This is a genomic window from Nocardia takedensis NBRC 100417 (assembly GCF_000308695.1).
Classification (GTDB): domain Bacteria; phylum Actinomycetota; class Actinomycetes; order Mycobacteriales; family Mycobacteriaceae; genus Nocardia; species Nocardia takedensis.
Genome location: NZ_BAGG01000112.1, coordinates 48,095 through 68,125, shown reverse-complemented (window position 1 = coordinate 68,125; position 20,031 = coordinate 48,095). Strand labels below are relative to the sequence as shown.

The following is a 20,031-nucleotide window of genomic DNA, read 5'->3' as shown; positions in this document are numbered from 1 at the left end:
ACCGCCCGCGCGGGCGCGGCGTTCGACGTGCGCGTCCCCGTGCGCGTGCTGTTCGAAGCGGGCACGGTGGAAGGTTTCGCGGCGGCGGTGCAAGCGCTCGCCCCGACCGGCGCGGCGCGCGTCGACCTGGTGGGACAGCCTCGGCCGCAACGGCTTCCGCTCTCCCCGGCCCAGCAGCGCCTGTGGTTCCTCAACCGGCTCGAAGCCGAGGAGTCGGCGACAGCGGCCACCGGCGTCTACAACCTGCCCGTGGTCCTGCGCCTGCGCGGCAGGCTCGACGTGCTCGCGCTCGAACGCGCGGTCCTCGACGTCCTCGCGCGGCACGAATCCCTGCGCACCCGCTACCCGCAGGACGACCGAGGCCCCTACCAGTCGATCCTGCCCGCCGCCGAGATCGGCCTGAGCCTGGTCCCCGCCCCGGTCTCGCCCGCCGAACTGGACGACGCCGTCATCGCGATCGTCGCCGCCGGATTCGACGTCACCGAGGAGATCCCCGCGCGCGTGGCGCTGCTGTCTGTCACCGAGGGGCAGACGCCCGAACACGTGCTGGTCTTCGTCGTGCACCACATCGCCGCCGACGCGCTGTCGATGCCGCCGCTGGTCACCGACCTGCTGCGCGCCTACCGCGCCCGCCTGATCTCGCACGCGCCGGACTGGGCCCCGCTGTCCGTCCACTACGCGGATTACAGCGTGTGGCAGCACCGCGTCCTGGGGTCCGCCGACGATCCCGACGCCTTGGCCCACGCCCAGATGAACCACTGGCGCGCGGCGCTCGCGGGCGCGCCGGGCGAGTTGCCGGTCCCGACCGATCGTCCGCGTCCCGCGCATCCCACGCGGCGCGGCGCGACCGTCGACCTCACCGTCGAACCCGCCGTCGTCACGGCCCTGCGCGAAGTGGCGCGAGGGGCGGGCGCGACCCTGTTCATGGTGCTGCACGCCGGATTCGCGGCCACCCTGGCGCGGTCGGGCGGCACGGCCGACATCGTCGTCGGCACCCCGGTCGGCGGTCGCGGCGAACGCGAACTCGACGGCCTGGTCGGCATGTTCGTCAACACCCTCGCGCTGCGCACCCCCGTCCTCGCGCGGCGGCCCTTCACCGAATTCCTGGCCGGGGTCGCCGAGGTCGATCTGGCCGCGTTCGCCAACGCCGACCTGCCCTTCGAGCAGATCGTGGACGCCCTCGACGTCGACCGCGGCACCGGCGCGCACCCGCTGTTCCAGGTGATGTTCAGCTACGGTCAGGCCCAGCGCTTCCCCGCGGTCGACCTGCCGTGGCTCACCGTGGAACCGGTCGAGATCGCGGACCCCACCGCCAAATTCGACCTGCACCTGATCCTGAACGAAGACGCGGCCACCGGCGCGCTGACCGGATCGCTGCGCTACGACACCGACCTGTTCGACGCCCGCCGCGCCGAGGCGCTGGCGACCCGTCTGGGCCGCGTCCTGAACGCCGTCGCCGCCGCGCCGAGCACCGCGGTCGGTGATCTCGAGGTGTTCGACGCCGCCGAACGCGCCGAGGTGCTGCGCGGCTACAACGCCACCGAGCACCGTCTCGACGGCCCGCGCACCCTGCCCGCGCTGTTCGCCGCCCAGGTGGCGCGCACCCCGGACGCTCCGGCGCTCACCTTCGAGACCACGACGCTGACCTACGCGGAACTCTCGGCGCGGGCCAACCGTCTGGCCCGCGAACTGATCGCGCGCGGCGTCGGCCCGGATTCGCTGGTCGCGCTGGGGATGCGCCGCGGCATCGACCTGGTCGTCGGCATGTACGCGATCACCATCGCGGGCGGCGGCTACGTGCCGCTGGACCCCGACCACCCGGCCGAACGCACCCGCCACATCCTCGACACCGCCATCCCGGTGATGGTGCTGACCTCGGGCGCGGACCTGGACCTGCCCGTCTCGCAGGTCCGCGTCGACCGCCTCGACCTGGACCGCCACAGCGGCGACCCGGTCACCGACGCCGACCGCCGCGCCCCGCTGCGCGCCGCCAACACCGCCTACGTGATCTTCACCTCGGGGTCCACCGGCAGGCCCAAGGGCGTCGCGATGACCCACGAGGGCATCGTCAACCGGTTGCGCTGGGGTCAGGCGCACATGGTCACCCTGGACGACACCGACACCGTGTTGCAGAAGACGCCCGTCACCTTCGACGTGTCGGTGCCGGAGTTCTTCTGGCCGTTGCAGACCGGCGCGCGCCTGGTGCTGGCCCGCCCCGACGGTCACCGTGACCCGGTCTACCTGGCCGAACTCATCCGCCGCGAGCGGATCACGGTCGCGCATTTCGTGCCGTCGATGCTGGCGGTGTTCCTGGCCGACGACGTGTCCGCGCCCTCGCTGCGCCACATCCAGTGCTCCGGTGAGACGCTGCCGGCCGCCACCGCGCGGCGCGCGCTCGAACTGACCGGCGCGCGCCTGCACAACACCTACGGCCCCACCGAGACCGCGGTGGAGTTGTCCCACCACGAGGTCACGCCCGAGGATCTGCGCGAGGGGCGGAGTCTGTCCCTGGGCGGGCCGATATGGAACACCCGCTGCTATGTGCTCGACGCGCGTCTGCGGCCGGTGCCGCCCGGTGTGCCCGGCGAGTTGTATCTGGCGGGCGCGCAGTTGGCGCGCGGCTACCTCGGTCGCGCCGACCTGACCGGCGACCGCTTCGTGGCCGACCCGTTCGGCCCGCGCGGCGCGCGCATGTACCGCTCCGGCGACCTGGTCGCCTGGCGCACCGACGGCTCCGGCGAACTGGAGTTTCTGGGCCGCACCGATTTCCAGGTCAAGGTGCGCGGCCTGCGGATCGAACTCGGCGAGATCGAATCCGCGCTGCTCACCCTGCCCGGCGTCGCGCAGGCGGCCGTGCTGGTGCGCGACGACCACGGCACCGGCGACCAGTTGGTGGCCTACCTGGTGCTAGACGGCCCCGTCGAGATCGACCAGGTGCGCGACGATCTCGCGCGCCTGCTGCCCTCCTACATGGTGCCCGCGGCCTTCCTCGCGCTGGACGCCTTCCCGGTCAACGCCTCGGGCAAACTCGACCGGCCCGCGCTGCCCGCCCCCGCGGCCGCCGCCGTGCGCTTCCGCGCGCCCGCCGGACGCGCCGAGATCCTGGTGGCCGAGACCTTCGGCGCGCTGCTCGGCTTGGATCGCGTCGGCGCGGACGACGACTTCTTCGCCTCGGGCGGCAATTCGCTCGTCGCCACCCAACTCGCGGCCCGCCTCGGCAAGGCCACGGGCGCGGAGGTGCCGGTCCGCGCGATCTTCGACGCCTCGACGGTGCGGGAACTGGCCGCGCGCCTGGACTTCGACGCCGTCGACGCCGTGCCCGTGCTGCCGCCGGTGACCGCCGCGGACCGCGAGTCCGCCATCCCGCTGTCCATCGCGCAGCGGCGCATGTGGTTCCTCAACCGTTTCGACAGCGGCAGCGGCGCCTACAACATCCCGTTCGCGCTGCGCCTGACCGGTGCACTGGACGTGCCCGCGCTCGAGGCCGCCCTCGGTGACCTCGTCACCAGGCACGAGACCCTGCGCACCCTCTACCCGGAGCACGACGGCGCGGCGACGCAGTTCGTGCTGCCCCCGCACGCCGCCGCGATCCGGTTGGAGCCGCGCTCGGTGCGCGAGAGCGAACTGCCCGCGCTGATCGCCGCCGTCGCGGGCGCCGGATTCGACGTGACCGCGGAGGTGCCGCTGCGCGTGCGCCTGCTGCGGGTCGAGACCGAACCGGGTGCGCCGCGCGAACACGTCCTGCTGTTCGTCGTGCACCACATCGCCGCCGACGGGTGGTCCTTCGCGCCGCTGACCCGCGATCTGGCCGCCGCCTACGTGGCGCGCTGCGCGAACACCGCCCCGCACTGGTCGCCGCTGCCGGTGCAGTACGCCGATTTCGCGCTCTGGCAGCGCGCCGTCCTGGGCGACGCCGCGGACGAGACCTCGGTGCTGGCCCGTCAACTCGGCTACTGGACCGAGCGCCTGACCGGTGCGCCGGAGGTCTGCTCGCCGCCCGCCGACCGGCCCCGCCCGGCCGTGGCGAGCAACGTCGGCGGCGAGCGGATCGGTCACCTCGACGCCGCGCTGCACCGCGAGGTGCACCGCTTGGCCGCCGCCCGCCGCGTCACTCCGTTCATGGTCCTGCACACCGCGCTCGCGGTGCTGCTGAGCCGCCTCGGCGGCGCGCGGGACGTGGTGATCGGCACTTCTGTGGCAGGCCGCGGCGACGAAGCGCTGGACGAGTTGGTCGGCATGTTCGTCAACACCCTGGTGCTGCGCACCGAGGTCCGCCCAGACGCCACCCTGGCCGACCTGCTCGACACCGTGCGCGCCGCCGACCTGGCCGCCTTCGACCACGCGGTGGTCCCCTTCGAGCAACTGGTGGAAACCCTCAACCCGGTGCGCTCGCAGGCGCATGCGCCGCTCTACCAGGTCGGCTTGACCCTCCAGAACCAGACCAAGCCCGAATTCGCGCTGCACCGGCTGAGTTTCGCCGTGCTGGAGGCCGGTCCCGCCCCGATCCAGCTCGACCTGGACTGGACGCTGACCGACCGCTACGACGCCGACGGCGACCCCGACGGCATCGATGTCCACCTGCACTACGCGACCGACCTGTTCGACCCCGAGACGGTCGCGGATCTGCTCGCCCGCTTCGAGCGGGTGCTGCGCGTCCTGGTCGCCGATCCCGGCGTCCGGGTCGGCGCGGTCGAACTGCTCTCGGTGGCCGAACGCGGTCTGCTGCTGTCGGATCGCAACGCCACCGTGCACCCGCTGCCCGCGCAGACCCTGGACGACCTGCTCAGGACGCGGACGGCCGCCGACCCCGAGGGCGTCGCCGCCTGGTTCGAGGGCGACACCATCACCTACGGCGAGCTGACGGCCCGGGTGGACCGGTTGGCGCGCTGGCTGATCGGGCGCGGCGTCGGCCCGGAGACCGTCGTCGGTCTGGCCGCCCTGCGCGGCACGGACATGCTGGTCGCGCTGTACGCGATCGTGCGCGCGGGCGGCGCCTACCTGCCGATCGATCCGGCGCACCCGGCCGACCGCATCGCCCACCTGATCGATACCGCCGCACCGGCGCTGATCCTCACCGCGGGCGGCGCGCGTCTGCCCGCCCCGCGGGACGTGCCGGTGGTCGATCCGGCCGACCTGGACCTGTCCGGCCTCGACGCGCACCCGTTCACCGCCGCCGAGCGCCGCGCGCCGCTGCGCCCGGACAACACCGCCTACGTGCTGTTCACCTCCGGTTCCACCGGACGACCCAAGGGCGTCGCGGTGAGTCACCGCGCGATCGTGAACCAGTTGCGCTGGCTGGAGTTCCGCTACGGGGTGAACGCCGCGGACCGCCTGCTGCACCGCGCGCCGCTGAGCTTCGACGTCTCGGTGTGGGAACTGTTCCTGCCGGTCGCCGTGGGCGCACCGCTGGTGATCGCCCGCCCCAGCGGCCATCAGGACCTGGCCTACCTCGCCGACCTGCTGCGCGAACATCGGATCACCTTCGCCGAATTCGTGCCGTCGGTGCTGGCGGCGCTGATCGGCGAGGGCATGGGCGACGCGCTCGCCTCGCTGCGGCACCTGCACTCCGGCGGCGAGGCGCTGACCCCCGACCTGGTGGCCGCCCTGCGCGCCCACGTCGGCGGCGCGGTGCACAACACCTACGGCCCCACCGAGGCCGCGATCACCGTGATCTTCCACGAATTCGATGCCGCCGGCGCGGATTCCGCGCTGGAGGTCCCGATCGGGCGGGCCTGCTGGAACACCCGCGCCTACGTCCTGGACGGGCGGCTGCGCCCGGTCCCGATCGGCGTCGCGGGCGAGTTGTACCTCGCGGGCGACCAACTCGCCCGCGGCTACCAAGGGCGTCCCGGGCTGAGCGCCGAACGCTTCGTCGCGGACCCGTTCGGCGTGCCGGGCCGGGTCATGTACCGCACCGGCGACCTGGTCAAGTGGAATCGTGACGGCGATCTGGTCTATCTGGGCCGCAACGACTTCCAGGTGAAGTTGCGCGGTCAGCGCGTCGAACTCGGCGAGATCGAGGCCGCGCTGACAGCGGTGGCCGGTGTTGCCAACGCCGCCGTCGTGTTGGCCGCCGACTCTGCGGGCACGGACAACCTGGTCGGCTACGTCAGCGGGACCGATCTGGTCGCCGCGGACGTCCTCGTCGCGGTGCGCGGTCGCCTGCCCGGCTACATGGTGCCCGCCCACCTGGTCGTCCTGGATCGGATGCCGCTGACCACGGTCGGCAAGCTGAACCGCGCCGCGCTGCCCGCCGTCGAGTTCACCGGCGCGAGCACCGTCTTCCGCGCGCCGAGCGAAGGCGTCGAATCGGTGCTGGCGGCGCTGATCACCGACCTGATCGCGCCGAATTCCGCGCTCGGCGCGGACGACGACTTCTTCGCGCGCGGCGGCAATTCGCTGCTGGCGATGCGCCTGGTCGCCCGCGCCAACGCGGCGTTCGGGTCCGCGCTGACCGTGCGCGAGATCTTCGAGGCCCCGACCGTGGCCGAACTGGCCCCGCGGGTACGCGATTCGGCCGCGGGGGAGGTGCGCGCGACGCCTCCGCTGGTCGCCGGGCCGCGCCCGGCCCGCATCCCGCTCTCGCCCGCCCAGCAGCGGATCTGGCTGCTCAACCGGCTGGAACCGGAGTCGGCGGCCTACAACATCCCGATCACCATCCGCCTCGCGGGCGCGCTCGACCCGGCGGCGCTGCGCGCGGCCATCGGTGACGTGGTGACCCGCCACGAATCGCTGCGCACGATCTTCCCGTCCGACGCCGAGGGCCCGCACCAAGTGGTGCTGTCCGGTGCGGCCGCGCCGAATCCGCCGTTGCCGGTGCTCGACGTCGAGGCGGCGAACCTGCTCGACACCGTCGTCCGCCTGACCGGCGACGGCTTCGACCTGCGCACCCGGATGCCCGTGCGCGCGCATCTGCTGCGGGTGCACCCGCGCGAGCACGTACTGGTGGTGGTCGTGCACCACATCGCCGCCGACGGCGTGTCCACCGGTCCGCTGGCCCGTGACCTGATGGTCGCCTACGAGGCCCGCGTGCGGGAGACCGCGCCCGAGTGGACGCCGCTGCCGGTGCAGTACCCCGACGTCGCGCTGTGGCAGCACGCGGTACTCGGTTCCGCCGACGACCCGGATTCGCTGCTGTCCCAGCGCATCACGCACTGGCGCACCGAATTGGCCGGACTCGCCCCGGTGCTGGAACTGCCGGCCGACCGCCCGCGTCCGCCGGTCGCGAGCGGCCGTGGCGCCATGGTCGAGTTCACCGTGCCCGAGGACTTGGTCGCGGCGGCGGGCGAGTTGGCCCGCGCGCACGGCGTCTCGCTGTTCATGGTGGTGCACGCCGCCTACGCCGCGCTGCTCTCGCGCTCGGCCCGCACCGAGGACATCGCCATCGGCACCCCGGTGGCGGGCCGCGCCGAACAGGCCCTCGACGACCTGGTCGGCATGTTCGTCAACACGCTGGTGCTGCGCACCGCCGTGCGCGCCGGGGACAGCTTCGCCGATCTGCTGGCCGAGGTGCGCGCGGTCGACGTGCGCGCCTTCGGACACGCCGAACTGCCCTTCGAGCGACTGGTCGAGGAGCTGAACCCGGTCCGCTCGCAGGCGCATTCGCCGATCGTGCAGACCCTGCTCACCTTCGAGCACCGTGACGACACCGTGCTGAGCCTGGGTGACCTCGAGGTCAGCGGCTACCCGATCGACAGCGGCATCGCCCAGTTCGACCTGGCCCTGGAACTCACCGAATACGGCACCGACGCCGGGTCCGCGCTGCGCGGCGTGCTGCGCTACGCCACCGATCTGTTCGACGCGGCCACCGCGCACACCTACGCCGCGCGACTGCTGCGCGTCCTGGAGGCGGCCACCGCCGATCCGCGCGTCGCGGTCGGCGACATCGAATGGCTCGACCCGGCCGAGCGCACCCTGGTCCTGGACCGCTGGAACGACACCGCTCGGGCCCTGCCCGGTGAGCACACCTTGGTCTCGCTGTTCGAGGCACAGGCCGCGCGCACCCCCGACGCGCCCGCCCTGACCCAGGACGGCCACACCCTCACCTACGCCGAATTCGCCGCCCGCGCGCGGCGGTTGGCGCGGTGGCTGGTGGATCAGGGTGTGGGCCCCGACTCGCTGGTGGCACTCGGCATGCGCCGCTCGATCGACCAGGTCGTCGCCATGTACGCGATCCTCGCGGCGGGCGGCGCGTACGTCCCGCTCGACCCCGACCACCCGGCCGAGCGGATCGACCACGTGCTGCGCACCGCGAAACCGGTGTGCGCGTTGACCTCCGGCCTGGATCTGGACACCGCCGCCGTGCGGCAGGTGCGCGTGGACCGTCTAGACCTGGACCGGTACCCGAGCGATCCGCTGCGCGCGGTCGACCGTCTCGGCGACCCCCGACCGGGTCACCCGGCCTACGTCATCTTCACCTCCGGGTCCACCGGCCGCCCGAAGGGCGTGGCCGTCTCGCACGCCGCCATCGTCAACCGACTGCTGTGGATGCAGGACCGCTATGCCCTGCGCCCGGCGGACACGGTGTTGCAGAAGACGCCCGCGACCTTCGACGTGTCGGTGTGGGAGTTCTTCTGGCCCTTGCAGGTCGGCGCGCGCCTGGTGCTGGCGAGCCACGACGGCCACCGCGACCCGGCCTACCTGGCCGCGCTGATCGCCACCGAATCCGTCACCACCGTGCATTTCGTCCCGGCCATGCTGGCGGCCTTCGTGGCCGAACCGGCGGCGGCGCGGTGCGGTTCGCTGCGGCGCGTGTTCGCCTCGGGCGAGGCGCTGCCCGCGCCCGTCGCCCAGCGCGCGCGGGCACTGACCGGTGCGCGCGTGCACAACCTGTACGGCCCCACCGAGGCGGCGGTGGACGTCACCTTCCACGAGGTCACCGACGCCGACACCGTCACGGTGCCGATCGGGCGTCCGGTGTTCAACACCCGCCTGCTGGTGCTGGACACGCGCCTGCGCCCGGTGCCGGTCGGGGTGCCCGGCGAGCTGTACCTGGCGGGCGCGCAGGTGGCCCTCGGTTACGTCGGCCGCCCGGATCTGACCGCCGACCGCTTCGTCGCCGATCCGTACGGTAGGCCCGGCGCGCGCATGTACCGCACCGGCGACCTGGTCGTCTGGCGGCCGGACGGCGAACTGGACTACCTGGGCCGCACCGATTTCCAGGTGAAGTTGCGCGGCCTGCGGATCGAACTCGGCGAGATCGAGGCCGCGCTGACCGCCGACGCCGCGGTCGACCAGGCCGTGGTGGTGCTGCGCGCCGACGAACGGGTCGGGGAACGACTCGTCGCCTACCTGGTCGGCGCGGCGATCGACACACCCCGCCTGCGCGCCGCGCTCGCCGACCGGTTGCCCGCCTACATGGTGCCCGCCGCCTTCGTCGTGCTGCCCGACCTGCCCGTAAACGCCTCGGGCAAACTGGACCGCCGCGCGCTGCCCGAACCGCCCGTCGAGACCGCCGCCTACCGCGCGCCGGAGACCGACGCCGAACGGATCGTGGCCGCCGTGATGGCCGATCTGCTCGGTCTGGACCGCGTCGGCCTGGACGACGATTTCTTCGCCCTCGGCGGCAATTCGCTGATCGCGACCCGGTTGGCCGCACGCCTGAGCGCCGAACTGTGCGGGGACATCCCGGTGCGGATGCTGTTCGACGCGCCCACCGTGGCCGCGCTGGCCGCGCGGGTCGCCCGCGCCGACGGACCGCGCACCGCGCTCACCGCCGGTCCGCGCCCGGAGTCGATCCCGCTCTCGCCCGCTCAGCGGCGCATGTGGTTCCTGAACCGGTTCGACCCGAACGACACCGTCAACAACATTCCCGTCGCTGTCCGGCTGACGGGGGCGCTGGACGAAACCGCGCTCACCGCGGCACTGGCCGACGTCGTCGCCCGGCACGAAACCCTGCGCACCGTCTACCCGGACCGTGACGGCACCGGCCACCAGCGCGTCCTGGACCCCGCCGCACCGCGGATCACCGCACTCGACGGCGCCCGCCCGCGGGAAGCGCTGGCCGATTTCGTCGCCGCCCCGTTCGACGTCACCGCCGAGGTGCCGCTGCGGGTCGGCCTGGCCCGCCTCGCGCCCGAGGACCACGTGCTCGCGCTGGTCGTGCACCACATCGCCGCCGACGGCTATTCGATGGGACCGCTGGCGCGCGACATCGCCACCGCCTACGCGGCCCGGGCGGCCGGTTCCGCGCCGGACTGGTCGCCGCTGCCGGTCCAGTACGCCGACTACGCGCTGTGGCAGCGCGAACTGCTCGGCGCGGAGACCGATCCGCAGTCCCTGGCCGCCCGTCAACTCGACTACTGGCGGCGGGCACTGCGCGGTCTGCCCGCCCAACTCGACCTGCCCGCCGACCGCCCGCGCCCCGCCGTCGCCACGCACGCGGCGGAGTCGGTGACCGTACCGCTGCCGGAAGGGCTGCGCCGCGCGATCGACGCCGTCGCCGCCCGCCACGAGGCCACCCCGTTCATGGTGGTGCACGCCGCGTTCGCGGTACTGCTGGCCCGACTCTCGGGCACCTCGGACATCGCCGTCGGCGCTCCCGTGGCCGGTCGCGGCGCGGCCGCGCTCGATGATCTGGTCGGCATGTTCGTCAACACCCTGGTGCTGCGCGTCGAGGTGACCGGCGCGGAGAGCTTCGCCGAGGTGCTGGGCCGGGTCCGCGAGACCGACCTGGACGCCTTCGCCAACGCCGAGACGCCGTTCGAGCGGTTGGTCGAGGTCCTCGACCCGCCGCGCTCGCAGGCCCGCCACCCGCTGTTCCAGGTCGCGCTGTTCTTCCAGAACCTCGCCGCCACCGGAATGCGCATGGACGGACTCGGACTCGACGAATACGCCGTCGACCACGAGACCAGCCGCTTCGACCTGCAACTGACCGTCACCGACGACACGCTGCGCTTCGGCTACGCCACCGACCTGTTCGACCGCGCCACCGTCGCGGGCTTCGGCGCGCGCTTCACCCGCTTGCTCACGGCGGTCACCGCCGATCCGGCGCTGATCGTCGGCGATGTCGATCTGTTCGGCGCGGGGGAGTTGGACCGCGTCGTGCGGGTGTGGAACGACTCCGCGCACACCGCGTACGTCGCCGAGATGCTGCTGGACGAATTCGAGGCCCAGGCCGCGGCGACTCCCGAGGACCCGGCCGTGGTCTACGTCCCCGAGCACGGCCCGAGCACCGTGCTCAGCTACGGCGAACTGGACCGTCGCACCAACCGCCTCGCGCGCCACCTGATCGACCTGGGCGTCGGCCCGGAATCCCTGGTGGCCCTTGCCATCCGGCGCTCGACCGACCTGGTGACCGCGATCTACGCGGTGCTCAAGGCCGGCGGGGCCTACGTCCCGATCGACCCGGACCACCCGGGGCAGCGCATCGCCCACATCCTCGACACCGCCCGTCCCGTCGCCCTGCTGACCGCCGCCGACGGCGACGCCTTCGGCTTCACCGGACCGGTCGTCGCGGTCGACGCCGTCGACCTCGCGGGCCACGACGACGGGCCGATCGCCGTCGAGGAACGTCGCGCGCCCGTGCACCCCGACCACCCCGCCTACGTCATCTTCACCTCCGGTTCCACCGGAAAACCCAAGGGCGTCAGCGTCTCGCACGCCGCGATCGTCAACCAGATGACCTGGATGCAGGCGCAGTACCGGCTCGACGCCGACGACGTCTACCTGCAGAAGACCGCCACCACCTTCGACGTGTCGCTGTGGGGCTGGTTCCTGCCGCTGCGGGTCGGCGCGACCCTGGTGCTGGCCACCCCCGACGGGCACCGCGACCCCGGCTACCTGGCCGAGGTGATCGGCGGATACGGCGTCACCGTCACCGATTTCGTGCCGTCGATGCTCACGGTGTTCGCCGGACACGTCGCCGCGGCCGACCTCGCCGCCGCGCTCACCTCGCTGCGCACGGTGTTCGTCATCGGCGAGGCGCTGCCCGCCGAGACCGTGCGTGCGTTCCGCGCGGTGAGTTCGGCGCGGCTGCACAACCTGTACGGGCCGACCGAGGCCGCGGTCAGCATCACCTACCGCGACGTCACCGACGAGACCGAGCGCGCCGTCATGCCGATCGGCAACCCCGAGTGGAACAGCCGCGTCTACGTGCTGGATTCGCGGCTGCGCCCGACGTTGCCCGGTGTCGCGGGCGAGCTGTACCTGGCGGGCGTTCAGTTGGCGCGCGGCTACCAGGACCGTCCCGACCTGACCGCGGACCGGTTCGTGGCCAATCCCTTCGGGCAGCCCGGCGAGCGCATGTACCGCACCGGCGACCTGGTCCGCTGGGACACCTCGGATTCCAGCGCGGAACTGGTCTACCTGGGCCGCACCGACTTCCAGGTGAAGTTCCGCGGCCAGCGCATCGAACTCGGCGAGATCGAGGCCGTGCTGGCCGGGGCCACCGAGGTCGCGCAGGCCGCGGCGCGGGTGGTCGCCACCGCCGCCGGGGAACACCTGGTCGGCTACCTGACCCCGCGTCCGGGCGCGGATCTCGACCGCGACCGCGTCCTGCGAGCCGCCGCGGCCGCGCTGCCGTCCTACATGGTGCCCTCGGCGCTGGTCTTGCTGGCGGAGTTCCCGCTCAACGCCTCCGGCAAGCTCGACCGCGCCGCGCTGCCCGAACCGGTCTTCGACCGCGTCGCCTACCTGGCCCCGGTCACCCCGGCCGAACGACTGGTCGCGGCCGCCTTCGAGGCGGTGCTCGGCGGTCGGATCGGCCTGGACGACGACTTCTTCGCCCTGGGCGGCAACTCGCTGAGCGCGACCAGGGTCGCCGCCCGCCTGGGCGAACTGCTCGGCCGCCGCGTCGCGGTGCGGATGCTGTTCGAGACGCCCGTGGTGCGCGCGCTGGCCGTGGCGCTGACCGCCGAGGCGGACGCGTCCGCCGCCGTGGTGCCGCTGATCGCGGGACCGCGCCCGGAGGTCGTGCCGCTGGCCCCGGTGCAGCACGGCATGTGGCTGCTCAACCGGCTCGACCCCGCCTCGGCCGCGCACAACATCCCGGTCGCGCTGCGCCTGCGCGGCGAACTGGACGAGGTCGCCCTCGCCGCCGGTTTCGCCGACGTCGTCGCCCGGCACGAGGTCCTGCGCACCACCTATCCCGCCGACGCGAACGGCGTGGGGCGGCAGGTGATCCTGCCCGCCGAGCCGGCCCCGGTGCGCCTTGGCCTGGAATCGGTGTCCGAGGACGGCCTGCACGCCAGGATCGCCGAGATCCTCGGCGCGGGCTTCGACGTCACCGGCGAGGTGCCGGTGCGCGCGGTGCTGCTGCGGGTCGCCGCCGAGGACCACGTGCTGGTCGCGGCGGTGCACCACATCGCCGCCGACGGCTATTCGATGACCCCGTTGCTGCGCGACCTGCTCGCCGCGTACCTGTCCCGGATGCTGGGGGCGAAACCGGCGTGGCCGCGGTTGGCCGCCCAGTACGCCGACTACGCGCTGTGGCAGGTCCGCGAGGTCGCCGAAGTCGAACGCGCACACCTGGAGTTCTGGCGCGAGACCCTGCGCGAGTTGCCCGAGGAGATCGCGCTGCCCGCCGACCGCCCGCGCCCGGCGGTGGCGAGCAAGCACGGCGGCACGGTCCGCGCGCGGATCGGCGGCGGAGTCGGCCGGCGGGTGCGCGAGTTGGCCGCGCGCGCGGGCGTCACGCCGTTCATGGTCGTGCACGCGGCGCTGTCGGTGCTGTTGGCCCGGCTGTCCGGGACCACCGACATCGCCGTCGGCACGCCCGTGGCCGGTCGCGGCGCGGCGGCGCTGGACGATCTGGTCGGCATGTTCGTCAACACCGTGGTCCTGCGCGTCGAGACCGACCCGCGCCGTGACTTCCACGACCTGCTGGCGCGCGCCAAGGCCGCCGATCTGGCCGCCTTCGCCCACGCCGCTGTCCCGTTCGAGAAGGTGGTGGAGGACCTGGGCGTGCCGACCTCGCTGGCCCGGCACCCGCTGTTCACCGTGGCCCTGAGCTACCTGGACACCGGCGCGGACACCTTCTCGCTGCCCGGCCTGGATCTCGCGCCGGTCGCCTTCGAGGAGGCGGTGGCCCGCTTCGACCTCCAGTTCACCGTCGCCGGAACCCCCGACGACGACGGCCATCTCGGCGTCGAACTGGACTACGCGACCGATCTCTACGACGCCGACACCGCCGCTGCCCTGCTGCGGCGCTTCGGCAGACTGCTCGGCGCGCTCACCGCCGACCCGGCCGCACCGGTCGGCGCGGCGGATCTGCTCGCGCCGGCCGAGCGCGACGAACTGCTGTCACGGCGCGGCCCGGCCGCGCCCGCCCCGCTCACCTTGGCCGACCTCATGGCCGCCGCGGTGGCCGCCAACCCGGACGGCCCCGCGGTCCTGGCGGGCGAGCACACGCTGACCTACCGCGAACTCGACGAGCGGTCCGCGCGCTTGGCGCGCCTGCTCCTCGGGGCGGGCGTCGGCGCGGAGGACGTCGTCGCCGTGGCGATCGACCGCGGCCTGTATTCGGTGCTCGCCGTCTGGGCGGTGACCCGCACCGGGGCGGCCTTCGTCCCGGTGGACCCGGACCATCCGGCCGAGCGCATCACCCACATGCTCACCGATTCCGGTGCGGCACTGGGCCTGACGACCGCCGCCGCCCGACCGAACCTGCCCGACGACGTCGAGTGGACCGTGCTCGACGCCGAGACCACCACGGCCCGCCTGCGCCGCCACAGCGCCGCGCCGCTCTCGCCCGGCGAACTGGTCCGTCCGGTCCGAGTGCACAACCCGGCCTGGATGATCTACACCTCCGGGTCGACCGGCCTGCCCAAGGGCGTCGTGGCGACGCACACCGGCATCGCGGGTGTGGCGCTGGCGCAACGGGACCGGTACGCGGTCACCGCCGCCTCGCGGGTCCTGCACGTGGCCTCGCCCAGCTTCGACGCCTCCATGTTGGAGTACCTGCTCGCCCTCGCGGCGGGCGCGGCGCTGGTCGTCGCGCCGTCGGGTTGCTACGGCGGCGCGGAACTGACCGCGCTGATCCGCGACCGCCGCGTCACCCACGCCTTCCTCACCCCGGCGGTGGTGCAGACCCTCGACCCGACGGTGCTGCCCGAGTTCGCGCACCTGACCGTCGGCGGCGAGGCGTACGGCCCGGATCTGGTGCGGCGCTGGGCTCCCGGCCGCGCGTTCCACAACACCTACGGGCCGACCGAGACCACCATCATCACCACGATCAGCGCACCGCTGCGCCCCGACGCCGATTTCGACATCGGCACGCCCATCCACGGCATGTCCGCCGTGGTGCTCGACACGGGACTGCGTCCGGTCCCGGTGGGTGTGACCGGTGAGCTGTATCTGCGCGGTCCCGGTCTGGCCCGCGGCTACCACGCCCGGCCCGGACTCTCGGCGCAGCGCTTCGTCGCCGACCCGTACGGCCCGGCGGGCGGACGCCTCTACCGCACCGGTGACCTGGTGCGCTGGACCGCCGCGGGGGCTGTCCAGTACGTCGGCCGCTCCGACCAGCAGGTCAAGGTGCGCGGTCTGCGCGTGGAACTCGGCGAGATCGACGCCGCGCTCAACGCCCATCCCGCCGTCGACCACGCGGTGACCGTCGGCCACACCGACGCCAACGGCGTCGTGGCCCTGGTCGCCTACGTGGTGCCCGTCGACGGCGCGAGCGTCGACGTGGACGATCTGCTGAGCTTCGCCGGTCGCTCGCTGACCGCCTACATGGTGCCCGCCGCGGTCACCGTGCTCGACGCCCTTCCGCTCACCCCGGTCGGCAAACTCGACCGGAAAGCGCTGCCGGAACCGGTCTTCCGCACCGCCGAGTTCCAGGCGCCCGCCACCGCGGCCGAACGGACGGTGGCCCGGATCTTCGCCGAGGTCCTCGGCCTGCCCGAGGACGCGCGCGTCGGCCGCGCCGACGATTTCTTCGCCCTCGGCGGCAATTCGCTGACCGCCACGCAACTCTCGGCCCGCCTCGGCGCGGCGCTGGGCGTCGTGGTCGGCGTGCGCGCGGTGTTCGAGCACGGCGCCGTCGCCGCGCTGGCCGCCGCCGTCGGCGCGGGAGCGGGCGACGCGCGTCCGGTCCTGGCCCCGCGCACCGGGACCGGTCCGGTCCCGCTGTCGCTGGCCCAGCAGCGCATGTGGTTCCTCAACCGCCTCGACCGCCAGTCCACCGCCTACAACATCCCGCTCGCGGTGCGCCTGACCGGACTCGACGTCGACGCGCTGAACGCGGCCGTCGCGGACGTGGTGGCCCGTCACGAGGTCCTGCGCACCGTCTACCCGTCCGGCGAATCCGGTCCGGTGCAAGTGGTGCTGCGGCCCGAGGACGCGGGCACCCCCGTCCTCGCGCCGGTTCCGGTCCCCGCCGACGACCTGCCCACCGCCGTCGCCGATTTCGTCGGCGCGGGCTTCGACGTCGCCGAATCCGTGCCGTTGCGCGCCCGACTGTTCGCCCCGACCGACGAGACCGACCGCCCGGCGGCCGATCACGTGCTGGTCGTGGTCGTGCACCACATCGCCGCCGACGGGTCCTCGCTCGTGCCGCTGGCCCGCGACGTGATGACCGCCTACGCGGCCCGACTGCGCGGCACGCCGCCGGACTGGTCGCCGCTGCCGGTGCAGTACGCCGACTACAGCCTGTGGCAGCGCGCGCTGCTCGGCGCGGAGGACGACCCGGATTCGCTGATCCGCCGGCAACTGGACTTCTGGACCGCGACACTGGCCGATCTGCCCGCGCAACTGGACCTGCCCGCGGACCGGCCGCGTCCGGCGGTCGTGTCCACCCGCGGCGGTCACGTCGATTTCACCGTCGAGGCTAGCGATCACGCCGCGTTGGTCGAACTCGCCCGGTCCGGGGGAGCGACGCTGTTCATGGTCGTGCACGCCGCGTTCGCGCTGCTGCTGGCCCGGCTGTCGGGCACCTCCGACATCGCCGTGGGCACCCCGGTGGCCGGTCGCGGCGACGCCGCCTTGGACGACGTGATCGGCATGTTCGTCAACACCCTGGTGCTGCGCGCCGACGTGCGCGCGGACCAGGATTTCCGGCACCTGCTCGAGCACGTCCGCGAGGCCGATCTTGCGGCGTTCTCGCACGCCGACGTGCCGTTCGAGCGCCTGGTCGAAGTCCTCAACCCGGAGCGCTCGACCGCGCGGCATCCGCTGTTCCAGGTCGGTTTCTCCTTCCACAACCAGGCCGAGGCGGCCTTCGCGCTGGACGGATCGGCTGCCGCCGCCGTCGATTTCGAGTCGGAGGTCTCCCAGTTCGACCTGCACCTGGTGGTCACCGACCGCTACGACGCCGACGGCGCGCCCGCCGGTCTCGCGGCCTCGCTCGCCTACGCCACCGCGCTGTTCGACGAGACCACCGTCGCCGGTTTCGCGGGCCGGTTGCAGCGCCTGCTCGCCGGGATCTGCGCCGCGCCGGGCACACCCGTGGGTGATCTGCCGCTGCTGGAGGCCACCGAGGCCCAGCGCGTCACGCGCACCTGGAACCTGCCGGACCGCGTCCTCGAAACGGGCACGCTGCCCGACGGTTTCGCCGCGCAGGCCGCCGCCACGCCGAACGCCGTCGCGGTGGTCGACGGGGACGAGGAACTCACCTACGGGGAGTTCGCGGCGCGGGTCAACCGGCTGGCGCGGGTGCTGATCGGGCGCGGCGTCGGCCCGGACACCCTGGTGGCGCTGGCCGTTCCGCGTAGTGTCGACCTGCTGGTCGCGATGTACGCGGTGGTCACCGCGGGCGGGGCCTACGTCCCGCTGGACCCGGCGCACCCGCTGGAACGCACCACCGCGGTCCTCGCCGCGGCCGCACCCCGACTGGTGCTCACCTCGGCGCGACGACCCATGCGCCCGCCGGTACCCGAGGACACGGTCCTCGACGTCACCGCAGTCGACCCGGCGATCTCCCCGGAACCGGTCCGCCAGGACGAACGGCTGTCCCCGCTGACCGGGGCGTCGCTGGCCTACGTCATCTTCACCTCCGGGTCCACCGGCACGCCCAAGGGTGTCGCGGTCCCGCACGCGGCGGTGACCCACCAGCTGTCCTGGATGCAGTCGGAGTACCGCCTCGGCGACACCGACGCCGCGCTGCTGATGACCTCGGCCGCCTTCGACCTGTCGGTGTGGGAGTTCTGGTGGGCGTCGCGCACCGGGGCGAGACTCGTGCTCGCCCCCTCCGGGGCGCAGCGCGATCCCGAGGCGTTGCTCGCGCTGATCGCCGGGCGCGGGGTCACCACCGTCACCCTGGTGCCGTCGCTGCTCGCGATGCTCACCGAGGTCACCGGATCGGGACGGCTGCCCGCGACCCTGCGCCGCGTGCTGGTCATCGGCGAGGCCCTGCCCGCCGCGACCCTGGACCGCGCCGTCGCGGCCACCTCCGCCCGGATCGACAACCTGTACGGCCCCACCGAGGCCGCGGTCTCGGTGACCCGGTTCCGCACCGACGGCGACGGACCGCGCCGCGCGGTCGTCCCGATCGGCCGGGTGCAGGCGGGCAACACCGTCTACGTCCTGGACGACCGGTTGCGTCCGGTGCCCGCGGGCGTCACCGGTGAGCTGTACCTGGGCGGCGCGCAACTGGCCCGCGGCTACCTGGGCCGCGCCGACCTGAGCGCGGAACGCTTCGTCGCCGACCCGTTCGGCGCGCCGGGCGCGCGCCTCTACCGCACCGGCGACCTGGTGCGCTGGTCGGCCGACGGCGATCTCGAGTACGTCGAGCGCCGGGACTTCCAGGTCAAGGTGCGCGGCTACCGGATCGAACCCGGCGAGGTCGAGCACGCCCTGCGCGGGCGTCCCGGCGTCGCCGACGCTCTCGTCCTCGCGCACGGCAACGGCGAGAACGCGCGGTTGGTCGGCTATGTCGCGGGGACCTCGGACCTGGACACCGACGCGCTGCGCGCCGAACTGGCCGAAACCCTGCCCAGCTATCTGGTGCCCGCGGTGCTCGTGCGCCTGGACGCGCTGCCGCGCAACGCCAACGGCAAAGTGGACCGGGCGGCCCTACCGCGGCCCGACCTGGACACCCGCGCCTACCGCGCGCCGGAGTCCGAAGCCGAGCGGACGGTCTGCGCGGTCTTCGCCGAGGTGCTCGGCCGCACGCGGATCGGCCTGGACGACAACTTCTTCGAGCACGGCGGCAACTCGCTGCTGGGCACCCGGTTGGCGACCCGATTGAGCGCCGAACTGGGCGAACGGGTTCCGGTGATGTGGCTGTTCGCCGCGCCGACTCCCGCGGGCCTGCTCGCACAGGCCGACGCGGCGCGCGCCGGACGCGGCCGGGTCGAGGTCGAGGCCGCCTTCGAGGTGCTGCTGCCGCTGCGGCGCGGCGGCACGGGCGCGCCGCTGTTCTGCCTGTCGCCTGCGGGCGGTGTGGCCTGGTCCTTCGCCGGCCTGGCCGCGCACCTGGACACCGACCGCCCGCTCTACGGCCTCCAGTCGCCGGTGCTGAACTCGGCGGCGGCGCTGCCGGAGTCGATCGAGGACTGGGCCGCGCGCTACGTCGAGGAGATCCGCGCGGTCCAACCCGAGGGCCCGTACCACCTGCTCGGCTGGTCGCTGGGCGGCGTGCTCGCGCACGCCGTCGCCGTCCGCCTCCAGGAGCAGGGACACCACGTCGCGACGCTGGCCATGATGGACAGCCCGCGCGTCCTCCCCGACACGGACCTCGCGGACACGGCCGTCCCGCTGGCCGACCTGGTCGGCGGCCTGCTCGGTGACCGGATCGAGGTCCTGCCCGCGACGGCCGAGGCCGCGCGGTTGCTCGAGCACCTGGACGACCTGCCCGAACCGTTCGCCTCGTTCGGCGCGGAGCGGCTCACCCGCCTGCTCGACGCGGGCACCCGCTCGCTCGGGCTCATCGCCCGGTACCGGCCGCGCCCGTTCAAGGGAAATCTCGTGTACTTCACCGCGGCACCGGACGATCCCACCGGCGCGACCGGCGCGGCGAGTTGGGCCGACGCGGTGGACGGCACCGTGCACAACCACGCCGTCGAGGCGACCCACTGGCGGATGACCTCCGACGCCGCGCTCGCGCGCATCGGCCACGTCCTGACCGCCCTACGGGACCGCGCGACGCGCCACTGA

General features: G+C 73.6%; 1 protein-coding gene (running past one end of the window). It reads left to right on the top strand.

Annotation, left to right across the window (positions count from 1 at the left end):
• Nucleotides 1–20,031, top strand: the 3' portion of a protein-coding gene (locus ON30_RS23975) for a non-ribosomal peptide synthetase (protein WP_040710405.1). 5,223 nt of this gene lie to the left of the window's left edge; 20,031 of the gene's 25,254 nt are visible here — the last part of the coding sequence; the start codon falls outside the window, past its left edge; its stop codon occupies nucleotides 20,029–20,031.